Raw genomic sequence first — 20,546 nt, forward strand, 5'->3', positions numbered from 1 at the left:
GAGTAGGCCGGGAGGTAGAGCAGCCGGGCTCCCACCGCCTCGATCCGCTCGCGGACGCCGCTGACCTTGTGGGCCGGCAGATTGTCCATGACGACCGTGTCGCCGGGCTGGAGCGTCGGAGCGAGCACGTCGGCCACGTAGGTGCGGAAGGCCTGCCCGTTCATGGCACCGTCCAGCAGCCAGGGGGCGGTGATGCCGCTGGTGCGCAGACCCGCCGTGACAGTGGTGGTTTTCCAGTGGCCCTGCGGCACACTCATCCGGCAGCGTTCGCCCCGTGGAGCGCGCCCGTAGCGCCGGGCCATGGCGGTGTTGGCTGCGGTCTCGTCGATGAACACGAGGCGATCCGGGTCGAGGTCGAGTTGGCCCTCGAACCACGCCTCGCGCGCAGCTCTCACGTCCTCCCGGTCCTGCTCGGCCGCGTGCCCCGTACTTTTTTTCGCGAGATGCCGTGGCGCTTGAAGAAGCGCGAGAGGCTACTCTGGGCCACGCAGATGCCGCGTTCGGCCAGAGCCGCACGGAGTTCGTGCAGGTAGATGCCGGGCTGCGCTTCGTAGAGGGAGACGATCAGGTCGGCCTGCGCCTCGATCTGGTGCGAGCGCTTATCGCCGCCCATCGGCTTGGGCGCGACGTGGCCCTCACAGACGAAGCGCTCACACCACCGACTGGCGCTCGCCAGGCTGACCCCAAAGCGTTCGGCAGCTTTGTGTCGGGAGGCGCCGGCCGCGACGGCATGGACCACGCGTTGACGCAGATCGACGGACAGGGCTGAGGACATCGGCGCTCTCCTTCGCCGACCAACCCTTCACCGCGCCAGCCGTTTCATCACGCTCGGATGCTGCTCTAAGGCGGCCTTCCCCACAGAAGTCATCACCTTCGATGAGTGCGAACGGCACCTGCGGCGGCTGACGCGGCTTCCGTGCGGGTGCATGCGGTACGGCGCTTTCAGCACGCGGCCATCGATCATGATCGGGCTAGCGGACGGATCGACCCAGAAGATCAAAGTCGCCCGGCTCATGGCGACCCTGTCCGCCGATCGCCCTCTAGGCCCCAAGGACTTCGCCACACACGCTTGCGACAACCCCGTGTGCGCGAACCCTGATCACCTGATCGTGGGCTCGGCCAGCTCGAACGGGCGCGACAAGTTCCGGCCCGGCCGGCCGATCCGTGAGCGCATCGCGGCCCGCTTCTATGACCCGATCATAGACCAAATGGCTCCGGCTCCGCCCTTTCTCATGATTGACGGCATAAAGATCGGGATGCCGATACATCACCGTATCAACGCAGTTCGTCGCAATGGTCTTTCGCTCGATCCTGTGCCCCGTTTTGCCTCGCGCGAACCGTGCGGCAAGGGATGGATAGCCTTGGAAGCCCCGGTTCAGCACCTCTGAAGCGCCCACGTCCGAAAAACACGCAGCAAAGCGGCAAACACCGCCCGCCCTGCACCGTCACAGCGAGATCGAGGGGCTGGCGTCATGGCTGCCGGCGTGATCGCGACCGCGGGACCGGTGGGCATCGCCGTGGGCATCATCGCTGCCGGCTTGGCTGCCTGGGCGGTTCTTAATTGGGACAGCGTCGCGTCGGCTGGCAACTCCGCGCTCTCCGCAATCTAGGCCATCGGATCGCTGAACTCGATCGCGGCATCGTCCGTCGGGACGCAGGCCAACACGGCGGCCATAGCGGCATCCTGCGCGGCCATCGCGGCCAAAGATTTCAGCTCACGCATCACCGTCCAGGGGGGTGGGGGTGCGGGACCGGCTGGAGCGTCCCAAGAGCGGGCGAGCTTCAGCGACTAGGCTGGATGCCGGTCCTTAGGTGGAGAACCTGGGGACCGGCCCCGCCTACCGGCCAAGCACAAACCCGATGCCGCTTCCTGGGATGTCGCTATGGATCGTGTGGTCCCGATAGGACGGGCGGCCCGACAAGCTTTGTAACGTCACCACCAACGTGACGCTTTCCGATCGGCTCAGTGCTGGGCGGTAGACCACCACGCGGATGACCCCGTGCTCGCCCCTGGGTACCATAGAAGTCGGGTCCTCATGGACGGGGATTTTCAGGGCGCTGCACTGCTCGGCGTCATCGGAAGAAATCCTAGTACCGCCATCCTCACCTATCCAAATGACCCGTCGGGACGGGCCGAGCAGGAGCGATTGGTTGCGGGCACTTGCAACCGATATCCGGGCCAGCCTGACGCTATGACCGGTAACCCCAACCCTCGATCCGCTTTGAACGTGGATGTTGCCAACCCAGCAATCCGGTGCCTCGGTGGGCTCCAGGACCAGCCAAACGCGCGGCCGATCCGCAGCGACGGCCCGCCACGCGGTGAAGGCTGAAACCGCGAAGCTAAGCCCCGACACGGCAAGCGCGGCGGCTGAGATGACTTCCGGACGGGTCCAATCCATCTGCCCCTTCCTCCAGTGCAACCGGTTTCACTGGGAGCGTCAGCTCGTTCACCACCGTGCCGCTGCTTAGCCGGCGGGCTTAGCGAACCCATCTACGATCCAGCCGAGGGCCCGGGCAGACAGGTACACCGTCACCGCTGCCCCCATTGCGAGAGCGGCGAGGAACCAGTCCATTGACCGCGGGGTGTCAGCCGGCCGAGCGATCGGCCACGGCTCCGTCTGGAACTGGTTGAAGGGGTTCAAGAACGCGATGCGCACGCCGTTGGACGACACCTTGTCCTTGTCCGTGAAGGGCCGCCCGGCTTGATCCTCGCGGTACAGGAAGTCGGTTGCGGCATTGAAGGCCACATTCTCATCGGTCGTGCCGATGGAGACCTCTCGGCCGTCGCGTAGCTGGAAGACCACCCACTCCGGGACGCCCATTACCAAGTCGTTGAACGCGCCGGCTTGCACTCCAGTCGGTGCCTTCTCCTTCCGGAGGGTCTTACCGATGATGATGAAGCCCGGAGGGGCTTCAGCACCTACCTCCTCCTGCTTCAACCGGAGGGATCGAGTGATCAGGTCCGACCTCTCGGGCTTCCATGCCATCATCCCCTCGTCCCTCACGTGGGGCTTGTACCCCCCGGTGGGGTTCTGCCACTGGGCAGCCAACAAACCGAGAGAGAGCACTGCAAGCGGTGCTGCCAGTACGAGACCGATCCGATGAAAGCCGGTCGAGACCCGGGACGCCACATCTCACCCCTATGATACGTCCCGCGCTGTACGCGGAAGCTAAGCCACGTATCAGGTGCAGCTCTAGTGACTAGACGCCTACGCTTGGGATCACCATCTTCAAGTTGTTCGTCTGCTAACCCGTCCGTGGCGGTGCCCGGAGCAACGGCTGTGCGGATGGACGATCATCGATCGGCCGGTGGACCTGGGCTCATCATCTAGGGGGAACCCCGCGTCCGGGAGGTGACTGCGGCCGGCAGCAGGGAGGAGCATCACGACGTGGCGCCAACCGAAGCGCTCAACCGGAGATGACGCAGAGCTGCCGGAGGCGGAACGCGAACGCTGACGGTGGGGCGGTGATACCTGGGAGCTGGCGCCTTATCCGCTCGACAGGGGCCAACCCCTCAACCCCTTAGGGTCGAGGCGCGCCCGGCCCGGAGGGTAGGCCCATGAAGGCCACCATTCGTGTCGTTGTAACCCTGAAGGTAGACGTTGCTGTGATCGTTTCGGCGATCGCCTGGGCGGTTTACCTGCTGCGGTGAACGGACGGGGCGGCGTAAGCCGTCCCGTTTCACTTTGTGTACGGCTGATCAGGCGCTCACACCGGGGTTGGGCGGTCGATTGCCCGCAGTTCCTCGCCGGGCTCCAGCTTGTCGAAGATCATCGGCTCGCGCTGGTAGTCGAACCAGAAGATGCGGCACGTCGGAGGGATGTCGTCCCCGCTCGCGATGACCACGATCGGCCCGTAGCAAAGCGCCGAAGGACCCGCGAGCATGCCCGGCTGTATCTTCGGATGCGGCCAACGCAGGATGGTCGCCAGCTCCGCGCACCCGGGCTTCAGGTCGAAGACCTGGGCCCACGTCTTGTCCAAGAAGGCGTCCGTGGGTCTGGAGCCCATGTCCCCAGCGTGCTCCACGGTGACGGACACGTTGCGGATCGTCCGCATCGTCGGGTTGTGGATGTCCACCCGGTACTCATGGACTACGCCCGGATGCCGGGTGCCCTCCCGATCACGCGGAGCCTCCAGCGACCAGAAGCGGCGTGCCGGGTTCGCGGGGTCGAAGTGGATTTCCAGGACCGACGCTGCCTCCGCACCCTTGGTCCGACGCCCCCTTCGCCAGCCTGTCGCGATCCAGGCGATTTTGGCGATGGCGACGAACAGCGAGGCGACGAACAGCCACCCTGCGACCCGGACCGTTAGATCGAGTGCGCCGCAGTCCGGCGGGGTGTCGGGGAGGTAGCGGCCCACGAACTCGCACAGGTGGGCGTTCGTCTCCTGCGGACCTGTTTGCCCTACGGTCCACACGGCGCCTGTGGCGATGGCTCCGGAGAGGGCCAGCAGGGGACTGTAGAGCTTGCGCATGCGGCTGACAGGTCCGGCTAGGCCTTGGCGATCGGTGCTTCCCCATGCCGCTCGAACAGCAGATTGAGGGCGTCGGCGAGAAGGGCTGCCTGTGACCGGTCCTGCTTGATCGCCATGATGGCGAGCTGCTGCCGCACGGCCGGATCGAAGTAGGCGCTGATCACCACCTTGCCCTTCCGGCTAGGGGCAGTCCCTGCCACCGGGATGACATTGGGAAGCTCGGGTTCTGCCGGGGCCGGCGCGGTGACCGTAGGTGTTCTGCCGCTGTTGCCCTTGATGCCGGCAAGCCCGGCCTGGAAGCGGTTCGTCATGTCGTCCTGTGCTCCTGTGATGCGCGCTTGTGCGTCTGGCACCATGCCCACGTGCTGTTATGCGCTAATGATCACCTGCGCGCCTGCGCACCTGCGGGCGTGTGCACATCCTCACCTGCGGTTATGATGACATGTGCGGGTGCGGGAAGGTGGAGCTGTTCGCATGCCCACGTGTGGAGGCGTGCGACTTCAGCGGCAGCCTTGCCGGTAGGCTCCACTTCCTGGGCCGTCTGGCCCCCGATCAGACACCGGCTGTAGGCTACCCGATCACCCAGGCGGACTGGGCACACCGGCAGCGCTAGAGCCGTGCCCTGGCGGGTTGAATCGGTTGGGGTTGGCGACCTGGCTGGCGTGTGATTCGCTGGATGGGCTTGTGATGGAGGAACGCCATGCCTTCAGCCCTGTCGGTCGATTTGCGCGAGCGTGTGGTCGCCGCGATTGAAGCGGGCGCCTCGCGGCGTCAGGCGGCCAAACGCTTCGGTGTCGGGGCGGCCAGCGCAGTCCGTTGGCATGAGCGCTTCCGACAGGACGGGCAGGTCGCGCCCAAGCCCATGGGCGGCGACCGCAACTCGCAGCGTTTGGAAGCGCAGGCCGCCCTGATCCTTCGGCTCAACGAAGAGCACCCGCTCTCCTTCCTGCGGGAACTGCGCGACAGGCTCTCGGAACGCGGCGTCCGGGCCAGCACGAGCAGCCTGTCACGCTTCTTCGCCCGGCATGGGATCACCCGTAAAAAGGGGCTGTCCACGCGGCCGAGCAGGAGCGGTCGGATGTGAGGGCCGCGCGCGAGGACTGGTTCGATCGCCAACCCGACCTTGATCCAGATTGCCTAGTTTTCCTCGACGAGACGGCCGCCACGACGAAGATGGTCCGCCGCTATGGTCGTGCTCCGTGTGGTAAGCGCTGCCGGATCGCTGTGCCCCACGGCCACTACAAGACCACCACCATCACTGCCGCCCTGCGCGCCACGGGACTGATCGCCAAGAGCGTCTTCGATGGAGCCACGAATGGTATGCGCTTCCGCGCCTACGTCACCGACACCCTGGCCCCGGTGCTGAGGCGCGGTGACACCGTCATCCTCGACAATCTGAACGCTCACAAGGTCGCCGGGGTGCGCGAGGCCATCGAGGCGGTCGGCGCACGGGTTCTCTACCTTCCGCCCTACAGTCCCGACTTCAATCCGATCGAGCAGGTCTGGCCTGGCCGGCTGGCTTTGGACCGGGCTGATTGAGAGGATCAGCCAGGACCAAAGGAGTTGGACATGCGGCGAGGCCAGAAGACGAACGCGGAGCAGGTCGTGCTCAAGCTGCGCCAGATTGAGGTGCAGACGGCCCAGGGCAAGAGTTTGGCCCTTGCATGCAGGGAGGCGGAGATCTCCGAGCAGAGTTACTACCGCTGGCGCAAGGAGTACGGCGGCCTTCAGGTCGATCAAGCCAGGAAGATGAAGGATCTGGAGCGCGAGAACGCTCGGCTGCGCCGGCTCGTCGCCGACCTTTCTTTAGAGAAGCAGGTGCTGGCGGACGTCGCCTCGGGAAACTTGTAGCCCCCGAGCGACGCAGGCAGGCGGTCGACGGCATCCGTGAGAAGTACGGCCTCTCGGAACGTCACGCCTGCCGGATCATCGGTCAGCACCGCGGCACGCAACGCTACGTGCCTACCGTGCTGGCCGACGAGGATGCACTGACCCAGGCCATGATCGCCCTGGCGTCCGAGTACGGACGCTACGGCTACCGCCGAGTCACCGCGCTGCTACAGGCAGCCGGCTGGCAGGTAGGCAAAGACCGGGTTCAGCGCATCTGGCGTCGCGAGGGGCTGAAGGTCCCCAGCCGACATAGACCCCGCAGCCGCCTGTGGCTGAACAACGGCTCCTGCGTGCGGCTACGACCGCTTCACCGCAATCACGTCTGGAGCTTCGACTTCGTGCAAGCCCAGACGCACGATGGGCGCTCTCTGCGCATCCTAACGCTGATCGACAAGCACAGCCGGGCCTGCCTCGCGCTGAAGGTGGCGCGGCGCATCAACAGCGTCGGCGTGATCGAGGCGCTGGCCGACGCGATGTGCCTGCACGGCATCCCGGAGCACATTCGCTGCGACAATGGCCCAGAGATGATCTCCAAGGCGTTGCGCAAATGGGTCGCCAAAGCTGGCTCACAGATCCAGTACATCGCGCCAGGATCCCCGTGGGAGAATGGCTATTGCGAGAGCTTCAACGGCAAGCTGCGCGACGAGTGCCTACGCCAAGAAATCTTCTACTCGCTGAAGGAGGCGCAGATCGTGATCGGTCTATGGCAAACCACCTACAACCGCGTTCGACCGCATTCGTCGTTGGGCTATCGGCCGCCCGCGCCCGTCAGCTACCCGGATCTGGCCTTCCGGCTACCCATGGCCGCCACCATGCAGTAGCCTCTCAATTGGCTCGGTCCAAAATATCGGTCAGGTCACTTGCGACTGGTGATGTCCTGCAGGACGCACAGCACGCAGGCCTCGTCGTTGATGCTCACCCGCTCGGCCGAGATCAAGCAGTCGATCTCGGTGCCTGCCCCATCCTTCAGCACGGCCTCGAAGCCTCGGATGCCGCCAAGCCGTTTGAGATCGCGGGAGAACTTGCGCTGCTCGGCGCGGTCGACCCAGAGCGCAAGGTCGGCGAGCGACTGGCTACCCGCGGCCTCGGGGGCGTGCCCGAAGGTGGTGACGAACGCTTGGTTGACGCTGGTGATCTCCAGCTCGTCCGCGTCCATCAACGCGCTCGGCACCGGTGACAGGTCGAACGCCTTGGCAAAGCGCTCCTCGCTGTGGCGCAAGGCCATCTCGGCTTTGCGGCGATCCTCCAGGTCGGCGAAGGTGAACAGCATGCACGGTTCGATGCCGCCCGGGCCTGGCATCTCGATGGCGTGCCCGGCCACGATCACGTAGCGGCCGCGGCCACACGGCGTGGCGAGCTGAGCCTCCATCTGTGGGATGGTGCGGCCCTCGTGCAGGCGATGGACCGCCATCTCGCGCCGCTCGGCCTCGCGCAGCAGGTCGATCTCGCAGAAGGTCCGGCCGAGCACGTCGTCGCGATGGTAGCCGGTGAGGTCGAGGAAACCGTGGTTGACCCGCACGAAGCGCAGGTCGGCGATCCGGCAGATGATTGCCGGGGCCGGGTTGGCGTTGAACATCCGCTCGAACCGAGCCTCGGCCTGGTAGCGTTCGCTCACGTCCTGCATCACCAGGGCGAGGCCACTCGGCGTGCCGGCCGCATCGGTGGTCACCAGGCTGCGGATACGGTGCATCCACCTGTGTGTTGGATCCCGGGTTGGGACCAGCTCGACCACGACGTCGCGGAACACCTCGCCTGAAAGTACCCGGTCGAGGGGATGCTGCAGCGGGCCAATCTCCCGATGATTGCGGTAGTGCAGCGTGAAGTTCGCACGGTACTCGGACACAGTGGCGCCGAGATCGCCGACATCGGTAATGCCGTGCATCATCACGGCGGCATCGTTCGCGTAAGCGATGGTCTGATCCGGCTCGATCAGGATCACGCCCTCGGACAGGCCGGCCACGATCTGCCGCATCTGTATGTGGCGCGCCTCATCGACCATCGGGGTATCTCCATCCGAAGCACCAACGCTCGAATGCGAGGAAAAGCCCAGACCGCCGCGTTTTGTCAGTCCTGATCTAGTCAATCGCCTCGGATGCACTCGCCGAGCAGATCTCAGGCCGAGGAACTACACCTATGAGCGTGCGAGGATTTGTTACGCACAAGTTGCAGTTTGGGCCGGCGGCTTCCAGTGAGGAACATCACTTCGAGCGTGCCTTCATCCATCGTTGTGACGTGGAGGCGGTAGCCCATATTCGTAGCCAGCATACGCGCTTGGTCCAGTGTACTGGCGGCCAAGGTCATCGTGAACTCGGCTACGCCCGATGCCAGTTGAGCCGCGAGGAGACCGATTTCAACACCTTCGTCGAAGGTCTCGTCGCGGCCAGCAAACCGCAGGCGCAGACCGGGCACGACGTGGATGTGGCGCATGGCTAGTCCCTCTGGACACCTCGCAGTGCACAACCGATGTGGTTAACGTCGCGTTAGCGGCGGTGTGCTATTGAAAGATCCAAAATCTTGCGCGACCGCTACGAGGTTGGAGCAGCTTCTCGAACCCGGGCGATACACACGGTCTCAGAACGCCGCCTTATGTGAAGGCAGCGCTAGGACGGAGGAGTCGACGAGCCGCGCGTCTTGAGTGCGGTCTTCACCTTCGCCATGCCCGCGGAGGCGACATCGGGATAGGGGCAGATCCGTGCCATCTCACCGGCCCGGCGGCGCGCCGTGTGCGGCTTGGCTAGCAGCGGCCCTGTGGCGAGCGCGTCGAAGTAGGCTATCCAGTACCGAGGCTTCATGGGCCTCGGATCACTCGATTTTAAACCCTTCGCTGACGGCATGGTCGTTTCCGATCGGCAAGCTGCATACCGCAAACATCCTACCAAGGGGGTGAACGCGGCCTCAATCGCCCAGGCCGATAACAAGCGGCCAAGTTCCAACGGCAGCGTTTCAAGGATCTTGCTCATTGGAACGATCGTGCTGGACCTTGGCAGTCTGAATGGACGTTATGCCGGTGTGAAATTCCGATTTGTGCCGATCCGCAGCCCTGACGACACGGCAATGAAAAAGGCCAGCCCGAAGGCTGGCCCTGCGTTCCCCTGAGGGGATGCGACGAGAGTGGTTTACTCGGCCGCAGTCATCTCTGCGGTGAAGTGACCACACCAGTCCTCTGACGACACGACCGGCCAAAGGCCCTTCGACTCCGGCGCCGGCTGGCTCACAGGCGGGTTGAACCGGCACAGACCGGCATCGCCCTGCGCAGCAGCGCCATTGCCCTTGTGCTCGTCAAAGAACTTGCAGCTGTCGCAGTGCGCGCTGGTCATATCGGTACTCCTACTCTGACGGTCGATCCGCTCTCTAGCGAATTAGAACAGATCCAATCTGAGGGGTCAACGACCGCAGCATCGGCGAGTTCCGGCCGTGCTGATGGCTGCCTGTGGATGACAACCAGGTCGGAATGGCTATGGAGGCTGTCTCACTCGTCGGCGTGCCCGAAGCGTTCGCGACACTGCACGGCGTGCGGAAGGGTGAGTACGCGACGACAGGCGGGCGCAGGCCAGTTCCCTGACGCCTACCCGTGGAGCCTTGGCCGGGCGGTCGTGTGAGGGTCGGTGCGTTGCGGGGGAGCTGGACACCGCGAGCGCCGGCCCATGGCCAATGATCTCGCGATCGGACGAACATCCCGCCCGTGTAGTTCGGCGTTTCGGTGCCGGCGCGAGCCCGGTAGCGTGCGTCAGGCGTCCATGAGAGAAAGCCCTCCATGGTGCGCCTCAATGAAATCAGAGCCGGCGAAATCGCAGTCGCCGCGCCCGCGGCCGATGATGCTGGATTGGTCTACATTGGCCGTATTCACACACCCTGGACCGATCGTCTCGCTTGCCCGCGGCAAGGTAGGCTCGACGGTCCGTCCTGCCGCATCGAGCTGTTCGAGCCTTGGGTCGCAGCTCTCGACGGACTGGCGGCCTTCGCTCGGATCGAGGTGCTGTACTGGCTCGATGCGTCCCGACGTGACCTCGTGCGTCAGAGCCCAGCCAACGATGGCACGACGCGGGGCACTTTCGCTTTGCGCTCGCCGGTGCGACCGAACCCGATCGGCACATCTATCGTCACGCTCGTGTCGATCGAGGGCAACATCCTGACGGTGCGCGGCCTCGACTGCCTGGATGGGACGCCACTCCTCGACCTGAAGCCTGACCGGACCCTGTTCACGCCGATAGCCCCACCGCAGGCGGGTGATTTCGAAACTGAGGGCTGACCAAGCGGTCACGCGCTCGGCTTCACTGCGGGGATGACGTTGGTCGCTTCTCGGCTATATCCGTCCGGATATAACGATGCCGCGTTATCTGGAGCTGCTGTTGTCCCTCGCGCGCTTTTTGCTTTCCCCTCGCCTCCTCAGCTGCGTCGCACTCCTCGGTGCCCTCGCCGTGGTGCCCGTGTCCGCTGCACGAGCGGAACCAGTTCGAGTCTACGCCGCCGGCAGTCTCGTGGCTGCACTCAAGGACGTGATCGCCGCCGCCGGCCTGCCTGTCGAAGCGGTGGCCGCTCCGACCTTCGGACCTGCAGGGCTGCTGCGGCAGCGCCTCGAAGGCGGCGAGACGGCGGATCTCTACCTCTCCGCCGACCTCGCTGGACCGCGTCGTCTTGTGGAGGCTGGCAAGGCTAAAGCTGTCGTGCCGTTCGCTCGCAACAAGCTGTGCGTACTCGCCCGTGCCGACCTCGGCCTGTCGCCCGACAACATCCTCGACCGCCTGCTCAAGCCCGATCTGCGACTCGCGACCTCGACGCCCGGCGCTGATCCAGGCGGCGACTACGCTCAAGCCGTGTTCGACCGGGCCGAGGCCGTCCACCCCGGTGCCAAGGCGACGCTGGATAAGAAAGCGCTGAAGCTACTGGGCTCGCCGAATACGATGGTGCCCATGGCCGGGCGAAGCCCCAGCGCGACCGTGTTCCTCGGCAACAACGCCGACGCCCTGCTGTACTACTGCAGCGGCCAGGACGGCACGATGAAGGAGGCCCCTGGCCTCAGCTTGATCCAACTGCCACCCAACTTATCCGTGCAGGCGACCTACGGCATGGCGCTGCTGACCGACAATCCGGACGCGATGCAACTCGCACTGTTCCTCGTCTCCGAAAAAGGCCAGGCGATCCTCACCCGCCACGAACTCGGACCGATCAGCGAGCCGTGAAGGGTTTGTTGCGCCAGCGCAGAGCTACTCGGCTTTGAGGAGGTCGAGCTTGATCTGAGGGCCCGGGGCGCGACTGATCTCGATCGTCACCGAGCCGGCATCGAGAGCGAAACGTACGCTCTTGCGCACGTCCGGGCAGCCCGCCTTACCGCTGATGGCCGTGGGCTTGAGGGTCGAGCGACCGTCTTGGCTGACGTCGACCCAAGCATCGTCCGAGAGCGTCACCTGATAGCTGCCCGTGGCCGGAACCGTAGCCTTCACGAAGCCCGCAAACGTATCGGGCTTCGCCGGTCTCTCGGACGGGACGGGTAGCTCGATCTCCTCAGCAGGCTTCAACGTCAGCTGCGCCGCGCCACCATCGCTCGGCAGAGCCGAACCGGATGCCAGGGTGGACAGGTTCGGCGAAGCGAAGGCGGTCCGCTCCCGCGCCATCGACCATGCGAAGCTCGCGCAGGCCGGGGCATCCTCAGCCGTGGCCGCATTGACCGAGACGGTGATCAGTCCGGCGACGAGGATGGCGCGGGAGACCGACATCGTCAGTCGACGGCGATCATGACGTCGGACGCCTTGATCACGGCATAAGCCGGACCACCGACCACGAGCTTGAGGCTATCGACGGCCTCATTGGTGATGGAGGAGGTCACCACCTGCCCGGGGGTGATCTCGATCTTGACGTGCGCCGTGGTGGCGCCCTTGTCGACCGAGACCACCGTGCCCTTGATGATGTTGCGTGCGCTGATCTTCACGACGTTCGCTTTCCTGCCTGGCCGTCTAGAGGCCGACTACCTTTTGCCGCCGCCGACGATGCTGAAGCCCTGGGCCTCGAAGAACGGCTTGGCCGCTGCACTTCGGAGGTAGTCCAGAAAGCGCTGCGCGCCCTCGCCTTTTGCATCCACGGTGACCGCGAACGGGTACACCACCGGCGGGTGGCTGTCCGCAGGGAACACGCCCACGACCTTTACGCCTGGATCCGATCGGGCATCGCTCTCGTAGACCACGCCAAGGGGCGCCTCGCCGCGCGAGACCAACGCCAAAGCAGCTCGCACGTTGTCGCTCTGGGCGAGACGGGGCTGGACACCACCCCAGAGGCCGAGCTTCTCGAAGGCGACCTTGGCGTACTTGCCGATCGGCACCGAGTTGACCTCGCCGGTGGCCAGCCGACCGTCCGGGCCAAGCGCCTTCGCGAACGCGTCCGGGGTGAAGGCGACGGCGCTCTCCTTGGTATCGCTCGGTGCGATCAGGACGAGCCGGTTGCCCAGTAGGTTCACCCGAGTGTTCGGGCGGATGAGGTTCTTCTTGGCGAGGTAGTCCATCCATTCGAGGTCGGCCGAGGCGAACAGGTCCGCGGGCGCCCCGCTCTCGATCTGCCGGGCGAGGGCTGAGGAGGCAGCGTAGCTCGCCTTGAGCTCGACCCCGGTCTGTGCGGTGAACGCCTTCCCGGCGTTGTCCAGGGCATTCTTCAGGCTGGCCGCGGCGAAGACCGTCGCGGTGTCTGCTGCCTGCGCCGCGCCGGCGGCGAGGAGCAGGGCGGCGACGAGGCCGGAGCGGATCAGACTGCGCATACGGTGTGGGTCCTTGAGGGGCTGCGGTGGGGTACGTTGGAGTTAGGGCTCAGGCCGCCTTCGAAAGCGACGCCATGTCGATGACGAAGCGGTACTTCACGTCGCTCTTGAGCATGCGGGCATAGGCGGTCTCGATCTGATCGATCGGGATCATCTCGATGTCCGAGGTGATGCCGTTCTCGGCGCAGAAATCGAGCATCTCCTGGGTCTCGGCGATCCCGCCGATCAGGGACCCGGCGAAGTTGCGCCGCCGCCAGATCACGCTGAACACCTGCATCGGTAGTGGCTTCTCGGGAGCCCCGACCTGGACCAGCGTCGCGTCCCGCTTGAGCAGGGCGAGGTAGGCATTGATGTCGTGCTCGGCCGCGACCGTGTCGAGGATGAAATCGAAGCTCTCGCCCAGCGCGGCCATGGCGTCGGCATCCTTCGAGATCACCACCGCATCGGCCCCGAGGCGCTTGGCGTCCGCCTCCTTACCCAGCGAGGTCGTGAACAGCGTCACCTGTGCGCCCATGGCATGGGCGAGCTTCAGGCCCATGTGTCCGAGGCCACCGAGCCCGACGATCCCCACCTTCTGACCCGGCCCGACCTTCCAGTGGCGCAGCGGCGAGTAGGTGGTGATGCCGGCACACAGCAGGGGGGCGACGCCTGCGAGGTCGAGGTTTTCCGGGATGCGCAGGACGAAGTGGCTGTCGACGACGATGTGGCTCGAATAGCCGCCGAAGGTATGGCCGCCGGTCTGCGGCTCGGGGCCGTTGTAGGTGCCGGTGAAGCCCGGCTCGCAATACTGCTCCAGCCCATCGCGACAGCTGGCGCACTCGCGGCAGGAGGCGACCATGCAGCCGACACCGGCCAGATCGCCCGGCTTGAAGGTCGTGACCTCGGCACCGACCCGGGTGACGCGACCGACGATCTCGTGACCGGGCACGCACGGGTAGAGTGTGCCGCCCCACTCGTCGCGCACCGTGTGAAGGTCCGAGTGACAGACGCCGCAGTAGACGATCTCGATTTCGATGTCGGATACGCCGGGATCACGACGCTCGAAGCTGAACGGCGCGAGCGGCGCCTCGGCGCTCTGGGCAGCGTAGCCGGTGCACTGGAACATCGTCTCGACCTCGTTGAAGGAGACCGCTCAGCCAGGAGCGCATGGAAGAGGGCTCGGTGAGCCTTCCTCGCGGCAATTGGCTATATACGTTTGGATACAGCGTGGGGAAGGGTTCAATTCTGCGCAGCTACAACCGGTGGCGAGGCGCGTTGTGAGGATGGGTGGAGTGGTCAAGAAGGTCCGATGGCAAGCCTGAGCATCCGTATCGACGTCGGGCCCGGCAACCGTATCGGTCCCGGCAAGGTGCAGCTCTTGGAGATGATCGCCGAGCATGGCTCGATTTCCGCGGCCGGACGTGCGCTCGGCATGTCCTATCGCAGAGCGTGGATGCTGATCGAGGCGATGAACAGCGGCTTCGGACAGCCGGTGGTCGAGCCTCAGATCGGTGGCAAGGCGGGGGGCGGCGCGCGCTTGTCGGCCCTCGGAACCGATCTCGTGGCGCACTACCGCGCGATTGAGCGTGCCGCCGATCGCGCTGCAGCCCCATTCCTCGACCGGATCGTCGCCTCTGAACGGAACGCGGACGACGAGCCGCCCACGGCCTCCCCCTAGGCAAGCCGGTTGTTTTTGGACAGAGTGCTGTATCTGATCGGATATAGCGACTGCTGAGCCGCCGATGCCGCCACATGCTTACCTCGACGGTCCCGCCCTGCGCGCTCTCACGTCGGCCGGCCACCCATCATTCGTGCCGCCCGCCGTCGACCCAGCTGACAAGCCGCGCGATCGGATCTGGGAGCTTGCCGAGAACCTGCATTGTTCGATCGTCGGCACCTGCCTGACCAACGCCGAGGCTCGCGCGATCCTGGCCAAACTCGGCCGTGCCGACGCGCGGACGATCAGCGAGCACCGGCTGCACGGCGAGATCGTCCAGATCGCCGGCCGCAAGGATGGCGGCGGTCGTCTGCTGCAGAAGACGCTGGACCGGCGGCACGAGCGAGAGGTCGAGCGCTTCGACGAAGCCCACACGGCCGATGCAGTACGTGCCCTATGGAAGATCTCACTGGAGCGCGGCGAGATCCCGGGTGCCTACTGGGCGGCGATAACCCATCCGGCGACCGATTGGCCTCTAGTGCAGGATATCTTTGGGGAGGTGCACATGCTCTCGCACCTCGTCGGTCAGTCGAACCGGGCCGATATCCGCCGCCTGCGCCATCTCGAAGACGAGTTGAGCCGACGCGATGAAGCGATCGCGGCACGGGATGAGCGCATCATGGCGCTCATGCGCGAGCGCGACGATCTCGGGAAGCGAACCCGGGCGATCGAAACCGAGCGCCACATCCCGTCGACAACGTCCATCGAGCCACCGTCCACGCGCGGCCTAGAGGTGCGGCTGGCCCGGGAGACCGCGCATGCAGCCGCGTTGGAGGAGCGGCTTGCGGTACTGTCTGGCGCAGCTGAACGCCTCAGCGCAGATCTCGCCGCGGAGATAGCCCGCCGGTCAGCCGTGGAAGGGGAACTGGCTGCACTCGAAGCGGCGCTGGATGTACCGAGCACGGATACCCCCGATGACCGAGCATCAGGACGGCTCGACGGGCGGATCATCCTCTATGTCGGCGGTCGGCAGCGTCAGGTGGCCAATCTTCGCCGCTTTGTGGAAGCCAGGGGCGGCAGGCTGCTCAACCACGACGGCGGCATCGAGGACAACCTGTGCCTCCTGGCGGGGCTGGTTGGGCAAGCGGATCTGGCGGTGTTTCCCGTGAGCTGTGTCAGCCACGAGGCGAGCCTTCATCTAAAACGGTACTGCGAAGCTCAGGCCAAGCCCTTCCACCCGGTGCGGAGCGCTAGCCTGGCGAGCTTTATGCACATCGTCATGCCACTAGCGAATGCGCCATAGCCGATCAAGCAGATCGCTCGGAGGCCATAGTCAAGCCGGAGGAGGCTGCCAGGGCCATTACCTCGTTGCACAGCGTACATAGGGATGCTTCCCAACATGCCCGATATAACAGGACCACGTGACAGATTGGCTTGACGATCCTAATGACAAAGGCCGCTTATCTACCAACATTGGAAGCTGGATGCGGGCGTACATCACAGCGACACTGATTGAGTTGGGAACGATCGGCGCGATCGGCGCGATGCTGAATATTTTTCCCACGTAAAGCCCATAGTCTGATTTAGCACTTTCCAGGACGTTGAAAAATTCTGCTTACCGGTAGTGGAGTGTGCATTGAACAAGGCCTTCGATGCTGGTCCCATACGTTACATTGATGGTGGCCGCGAAGGTGGCATTTGATCGGCCATAACGGACAAGATCCTCTCGGCCGCCGCCAGATTAAGGCTGTAGCCGTCCCCTGCGACGACCTCGGCCCGGCTATCGAGGAGGATCAGGCCGCCGCGGTTCCGAACATAAGGCTGATGCCAGCGGGACTTGGACAACGTCAGTCCGAGGCGCTTCGCCTGCTTCCGGAGCTGTGCGAGACGAAGGGTGTCCTGGTAAGTCGGGGTCAGGTCGATCGCGTACACGTCACCCTCTCACGCCAGGGTCGACTAAGCCGTGGCCCGCTATGCAGCGCGACACGGTCGTCGTGCTGATGTAACGGCTCAGTACTCGCACACCGAGCCGCCGGAGGCGAGGCCTCTCACCACCGGTAGATCAGGCTGCCAATCACCGTCGCCGGCTGGTTACGGTTGCAGAACCCGAACGAGCAAGTCTGGTAGTTCCGGTCGAAGATGTTGTAGCCGTTAAGCTGCGCACGGAAGCCCTTATACTTCGGGTCGAGCGCCGCAAAGTCGTAGGCTACCAAAGCATCGTACAGCGTGACAGCGGTATTGCGCACCGTGTTCTGGTCATCTGCGTAGCTTGAACCGATGTACCGGATGCCGCCGCCGATCTGAAGGCCGCGCAGGGGCGAGGACGGCGGGAACGCATAGGTCAGGAACGACGCGTAGGTATCCTGGGGAATGCCTGAAACGAGGTTCCCGGCGAGCGACTGGCCAGTGAACGAGACCGAGTTCACGAACCGGATGTCGACGTGCGTGTAGGCGATGGTCAAGTTCGTGCCCGGGGCGAGGTTGGCGGTCGCCTCGGCCTCGAAACCTTTCGAGCGCACGGCCCCGCCGGCAGTCTGGAACGCGAGGGAGGACGCGTCGGGGATCAGGATGTTCGACTGGGTGATGTCGAAGCCGGCAAACGCGGTTTGGATGTTGGTGCCGGGGATCAGGTACTTCACGCCCGCCTCGATCTGATCACCGGTAGCCGGCTTAAACGCTTGTCCGTTCCGGTCGAGGCCCACCTGCGGGGTGAAGGTCGTGGCGTAGCTGGCGTAGGGAACGAGGCCTGGCGCCAGGACGTAACCCAGTCCGACTCGGCCTGTGAACGCGCTGTTGTTCTGGCTTGAGACTGCGCTGTCGGGGGTGGCGAAATTGTCCTGGAAGACCCAATCGTGGCGGCCGTTCAGGGTCAAGATGAAGTCGCCAAACTTGGCCTGATCCTGCAAATAGACGCCGATCTGCTCCTGGGTCTGGCGCGCGGCGGACCCGAGGGTCGGGGTCGCGATGAACTGCTGGCCGTAGTTCCGCGTGATGAGGTTCAGGTCCGGGGCTAGGCCAAAGCCGAGGCGTTGGCTCAGGCTGTACCGAGCGTAGTCGACGCCCCCGACCACGGTGTGGGCGACCGGGCCTGTGGCGAAGCGCGCTTCCAATTGGTTGTCCAGAGTCTGCTGCACCAAGCCCTCGCGGATGTAGCCGGTGTCGCGCGTGCCAATCGTGTTTGCGTCGTTGATGCCGTTGATATCGACGTACTTTCCACTGAGGAAGACGCCATAGTGCCGGAAGTTCTGGCGGAAGACCAAATCGGGTGTGATGAAATGCTCGAAGGCGTAGCCGACACGATACTGCGTCTGGTTGAGACCGGCGAAGGCCGGATCGCCCATGTAGTACGGGCTCGCCCGGAAACCCGGGTAGTTGTAGTAGAACGTCGTGGCCGGCGTGTTGGTCGTCTGGAACTCGCTCAGGAACGTGAAGGTCGTAGCCGCGTCGGGTTTCCAGGTGAAGGCAGGCGCGATGTTGAACCGGTCGTCGTTGGTGCCGAGACCGATGAAGGTGCCTGCCTCGCGGCGTAAGCCGGTCAGCCGGTAGGCCATGGTTCCACCCGACCCCTCGATCGGGCCGCCGACGTCGAAGTTGCCCTGGAAGCGGTCAAAGCTGCCGGCCTGGAACTGGACCTCGCCGAACGGCACAAAGACGGGGCGCTTGCTGGTGATGTCGAGGATGCCGCCGGGCGAGCCGAGGCCGTAGAGGCCGGCGGACGGCCCGCGCAGGATGGTCACGGCCTCCGCGCCGTAGGGCTCGATGCGCGGGAAGATGAACCCGCTGCCGATCACGCGCAGGCCGTCGCGATAGGTGCCCTGATTGGTCAGCACGTCGAAGCCGCGGATGAAGATCTGGTCGAAGCGCGGGTCGAAGCCCGACCGGGCCGAGATGGCGCCGGGGACGTAGTTGATCGCATCGCTCAGGGTCTGGACGTTGCGGTCGTTGAGCTGCTCGCGGGTGACGACAGAAATCGATTGTGGCGTCTCGATGATGGGCGTGTTGGTCTTGGTTCCGGCAGTCGTCACGCGGGCTGTGTAGCCGGTTATGCCGGATGGGCCGCCGCCGCCGCCACTAGTGGCGGCCGTGCCGCCGTCGCCGCCGCTGAGGTTGACTCCACCGGAGCCCACCGGTCCGGGAGCTGAGCTGCCGGGTCCTGCTGCTTCGACCGAGAGTTCGTCGAGCTGGACGGTTCCGTCCTGCGCCGTCGCAGCCCCGGAAAGGGTGGTGGTGGCCAGAAGAACGGCGAGGAGTGGGTAGCGGTAGGACATGGATCACGCTGACGTGCACCGGAGCGGCACAATGCCAGTGTAATCACTGTTCATGGATCGTTGATCAAGCCGAAAACGTGTTGTATTTCACACACTTACAACGGTTCAAATCTGAAGAAATTCTAAGCTGGAGCTTATCGATCACCCTCTGGTCATGCGCGAGACCAAGCTACCCAAAATGGGGTCCGGCCGTAGGCAATTCTTAAAATACTAACTGCATTGCCCCGAGCGATTGAGCCAGGGGCGGGGCTGAAGATCTGATCGGCCCCCACGAGGTGGTCCAAGAGTAAAGTTAGTGTGCGGTGGGCCGCTCCACCATGGGTCGCTTGGTCGGGGGAGCCGGTCGAGCGAGCGCAGCCGGCCAAGCGGTGAAGGCTGGCACGAACACCTCCGGGGCAGGTGGGCGGTATCCGAGCGACGCGTGGGGGCGGACAGCGTTGTAGTGTCGTCTCCAGCTTTCAATCACGATCTGTGCCTCCTTCAGGGTGTAGAAGATCTCGCCATTCAAGAGTTCGTCCCGCAGGCGAGCGTTGAAGCTCTCGACATAGCCGTTCTCCCACGGCGAACCGGGGCTGATGTAGGCCGTCTTGGCACCGACCCCGGTGATCCAAGCCTGCACCGACTTGGCGATGAACTCCGGGCCATTGTCCGAACGAATGTGCACCGGCACCCCACGCAGGATAAACAGGTCGGAGAGCACATCGATCACATCGATCGCCTTCAGCTTGCGGGCGACGCGGATAGCCAGGCATTCGTGCGTGAACTCGTCGACGACGTTGAGCATCCGGAACTTGCGTCCGTCATGCGTACGGGCCTCGACGAAGTCATACGACCAGACGTGGTTGCGGCACTCCGGGCGAAGACGGAGGCAGGAACCGTCGTTGTCCCAAATCCGCCCCCGCTTGGGCTGCTTGACCGGGACCTTCAGGCCCTCACGCCGCCAGATCCGCTCGACGCGCTTGTCGTTGACGAGCCACCCGGCCGCCTTCAACAACGCGCTGATCTTGCGGTAGCCATAGCGCCCATACTGCTCAGCCAACGCCACGAGGTCGGCCGTCAGTGCTTCTTCGTCATCACGGCCCCGCGGGACCTTGCGCTGTGTCGAGCGATGCTGACCAAGGGCCCGACAGGCGCGGCGCTCGGAGACGTGCAGGACGTCGATGATGTGCTCGACACAGGCGCGTCGGCGCGCGGGGCTCAGAAGTTTCCCCGGGACGCCTCCTGCAGGATCAGCTTGTCGAGGGTGAGGTCGGCGATTGCCTTGCGCAGCCGCTGGTTCTCGGTCTCCAGATCCTTCATCCGGCGCACCTGATCCGACTTCAGACCGCCAAACTCACGCCGCCACCGGTAGTACGTCACTGAACTCACGCCCAGGGCGCGAATGGCGTCAGAGACGCTCTGGCCCTGCGAGATCAGCACATCTGCCTGCCGTAGCTTGGCGACGATCTCCTCGGGCTTCGGGTGCTTGGCCATGTCGTCCGTCCTCCAGGCTCAAAAGCCATACCAAAGGGCGGACCACTTCAGTGGGGGCGGATCA

General features: G+C 64.7%; 21 protein-coding genes and 2 pseudogenes. 8 read left to right on the forward strand and 15 right to left on the reverse strand.

Going from position 1 to position 20,546, the window contains the following annotated elements:
- Positions 1-775, reverse strand: a pseudogene (locus BM228_RS30515) (IS630 family transposase); the annotation flags it as partial.
- A 187-nt stretch (positions 776-962) separates the two neighbouring features.
- Between BM228_RS30515 and BM228_RS30520 the strand changes: the two are divergent.
- On the forward strand, positions 963-1,388 hold the full coding sequence (locus BM228_RS30520) for an HNH endonuclease family protein (protein WP_092046574.1): 426 nt from the start codon (positions 963-965) through the stop codon (positions 1,386-1,388).
- A gap of 1,077 nt (positions 1,389-2,465) precedes the next feature.
- On the opposite strand, the gene BM228_RS30530 is transcribed toward BM228_RS30520, so the two are convergent.
- The 3 genes from BM228_RS30530 to BM228_RS30540 all read right to left on the reverse strand — a co-directional run bounded on the left by BM228_RS30530 (position 2,466) and on the right by BM228_RS30540 (position 4,784).
- The gene (locus tag BM228_RS30530; RefSeq protein ID WP_139234282.1) at positions 2,466-3,131 is read right to left on the reverse strand and encodes a hypothetical protein; all 666 of its coding nucleotides are present in this window, start codon (positions 3,129-3,131) and stop codon (positions 2,466-2,468) included.
- 577 nt (positions 3,132-3,708) lie between these two features.
- Positions 3,709-4,473, reverse strand: a complete 765-nt coding sequence (locus tag BM228_RS30535; RefSeq protein WP_092046579.1) for a hypothetical protein — start codon at positions 4,471-4,473, stop codon at positions 3,709-3,711.
- A gap of 17 nt (positions 4,474-4,490) precedes the next feature.
- Entirely contained in the window at positions 4,491-4,784 is a 294-nt protein-coding gene (locus BM228_RS30540; protein ID WP_092046580.1) for a ribbon-helix-helix domain-containing protein, read from the reverse strand.
- 389 nt (positions 4,785-5,173) lie between these two features.
- Here BM228_RS30540 and BM228_RS30550 point away from each other — a divergent pair.
- Both BM228_RS30550 and BM228_RS30555 read left to right on the forward strand, forming a co-directional pair.
- Positions 5,174-6,003: pseudogene (locus BM228_RS30550) on the forward strand (IS630 family transposase); the annotation flags it as partial.
- Positions 6,004-6,042: 39 nt separating this feature from the next.
- Positions 6,043-7,184, forward strand: a protein-coding gene (locus tag BM228_RS30555; RefSeq protein WP_092046582.1) for an IS3 family transposase whose coding sequence is annotated in 2 segments (ribosomal slippage) — positions 6,043-6,310 and positions 6,310-7,184 — 1,143 coding nt in all. Because the reading frame shifts where the segments join, the coding sequence is not laid out codon by codon here.
- Positions 7,185-7,219: 35 nt separating this feature from the next.
- Here BM228_RS30555 and BM228_RS30560 read toward each other — a convergent pair.
- From BM228_RS30560 to BM228_RS30570, 3 genes are all read right to left on the reverse strand, one after another.
- Positions 7,220-8,362 (reverse strand): PAS domain-containing protein, encoded by a 1,143-nt coding sequence (locus BM228_RS30560; protein ID WP_092046583.1) that lies wholly within the window; start codon positions 8,360-8,362, stop codon positions 7,220-7,222.
- 113 nt (positions 8,363-8,475) lie between these two features.
- A complete protein-coding gene (locus BM228_RS30565) occupies positions 8,476-8,790 on the reverse strand; it encodes a hypothetical protein (protein WP_092046585.1) in 315 nt (104 codons plus the stop codon).
- A gap of 173 nt (positions 8,791-8,963) precedes the next feature.
- Positions 8,964-9,155 carry a hypothetical protein gene (locus tag BM228_RS30570; RefSeq protein WP_092046586.1) on the reverse strand — a complete coding sequence of 64 codons (192 nt, stop codon included), beginning with the start codon at positions 9,153-9,155 and terminating at the stop codon, positions 8,964-8,966.
- Between BM228_RS30570 and BM228_RS34270 the strand changes: the two genes are divergently transcribed.
- Positions 9,154-9,459, forward strand: coding sequence for a hypothetical protein (locus BM228_RS34270; protein WP_139234283.1), 306 nt, complete (start codon positions 9,154-9,156; stop codon positions 9,457-9,459). The genes BM228_RS30570 and BM228_RS34270 overlap by 2 nt on opposite strands.
- A gap of 20 nt (positions 9,460-9,479) precedes the next feature.
- Here the strand turns inward: BM228_RS34270 and BM228_RS30575 are convergent, their stop codons facing one another.
- A complete protein-coding gene (locus tag BM228_RS30575) occupies positions 9,480-9,680 on the reverse strand; it encodes a hypothetical protein (RefSeq protein ID WP_092046589.1) in 201 nt (66 codons plus the stop codon).
- Between the two features lie 437 nt (positions 9,681-10,117).
- Here BM228_RS30575 and tsaA point away from each other — a divergent pair, with 437 nt between their 5' ends.
- Both tsaA and BM228_RS30585 read left to right on the forward strand, forming a co-directional pair.
- Positions 10,118-10,612, forward strand: a complete 495-nt coding sequence (tsaA, locus tag BM228_RS30580; protein ID WP_092046591.1) for a tRNA (N6-threonylcarbamoyladenosine(37)-N6)-methyltransferase TrmO — start codon at positions 10,118-10,120, stop codon at positions 10,610-10,612.
- 76 nt (positions 10,613-10,688) lie between these two features.
- Positions 10,689-11,543: a substrate-binding domain-containing protein gene (locus tag BM228_RS30585; protein ID WP_092046594.1), complete on the forward strand. Its 855-nt coding sequence runs from the start codon at positions 10,689-10,691 to the stop codon at positions 11,541-11,543.
- Between the two features lie 24 nt (positions 11,544-11,567).
- Here the strand turns inward: BM228_RS30585 and BM228_RS30590 are convergent, their stop codons facing one another.
- Genes BM228_RS30590 through BM228_RS30605 form a run of 4 tightly spaced genes read right to left on the reverse strand, consistent with a single transcriptional unit; the run spans position 11,568 to position 14,210 of the window.
- Complete coding sequence (locus tag BM228_RS30590; RefSeq protein ID WP_092046596.1) at positions 11,568-12,077, reverse strand: hypothetical protein; 510 nt, start codon at positions 12,075-12,077, stop codon at positions 11,568-11,570.
- A gap of 2 nt (positions 12,078-12,079) precedes the next feature.
- Complete coding sequence (locus BM228_RS30595; RefSeq protein WP_092046599.1) at positions 12,080-12,289, reverse strand: TOBE domain-containing protein; 210 nt, start codon at positions 12,287-12,289, stop codon at positions 12,080-12,082.
- A 36-nt stretch (positions 12,290-12,325) separates the two neighbouring features.
- Positions 12,326-13,105, reverse strand: coding sequence for a molybdate ABC transporter substrate-binding protein (gene modA / locus BM228_RS30600; protein WP_092046602.1), 780 nt, complete (start codon positions 13,103-13,105; stop codon positions 12,326-12,328).
- 49 nt (positions 13,106-13,154) lie between these two features.
- On the reverse strand, positions 13,155-14,210 hold the full coding sequence (locus BM228_RS30605; protein ID WP_092046604.1) for an NAD(P)-dependent alcohol dehydrogenase: 1,056 nt from the start codon (positions 14,208-14,210) through the stop codon (positions 13,155-13,157).
- 183 nt (positions 14,211-14,393) lie between these two features.
- Between BM228_RS30605 and BM228_RS30610 the strand changes: the two genes are divergently transcribed.
- Positions 14,394-14,762, forward strand: a complete 369-nt coding sequence (locus BM228_RS30610; RefSeq protein ID WP_092046606.1) for a winged helix-turn-helix domain-containing protein — start codon at positions 14,394-14,396, stop codon at positions 14,760-14,762.
- Between the two features lie 64 nt (positions 14,763-14,826).
- A complete protein-coding gene (locus BM228_RS30615; RefSeq protein ID WP_092046607.1) occupies positions 14,827-16,044 on the forward strand; it encodes a DUF2325 domain-containing protein in 1,218 nt (405 codons plus the stop codon).
- Positions 16,045-16,409: 365 nt separating this feature from the next.
- Here the strand turns inward: BM228_RS30615 and BM228_RS30620 are convergent, their stop codons facing one another.
- From BM228_RS30620 to BM228_RS30630, 3 genes are all read right to left on the reverse strand, one after another.
- Positions 16,410-16,673 (reverse strand): hypothetical protein, encoded by a 264-nt coding sequence (locus BM228_RS30620; protein WP_092046610.1) that lies wholly within the window; start codon positions 16,671-16,673, stop codon positions 16,410-16,412.
- A 116-nt stretch (positions 16,674-16,789) separates the two neighbouring features.
- A complete protein-coding gene (locus tag BM228_RS30625) occupies positions 16,790-19,009 on the reverse strand; it encodes a TonB-dependent siderophore receptor (protein WP_092046613.1) in 2,220 nt (739 codons plus the stop codon).
- A 292-nt stretch (positions 19,010-19,301) separates the two neighbouring features.
- A protein-coding gene (locus BM228_RS30630) for an IS3 family transposase (protein WP_092046615.1) occupies positions 19,302-20,482 on the reverse strand; the annotation gives its coding sequence in 2 pieces (ribosomal slippage) (positions 19,302-20,221 and positions 20,221-20,482; 1,182 coding nt in all).
- Positions 20,483-20,546: the final 64 nt, after the last annotated feature.

The sequence above is a fragment of the Methylobacterium pseudosasicola genome (assembly GCF_900114535.1).
Classification (GTDB): Bacteria; Pseudomonadota; Alphaproteobacteria; order Rhizobiales; family Beijerinckiaceae; genus Methylobacterium; species Methylobacterium pseudosasicola.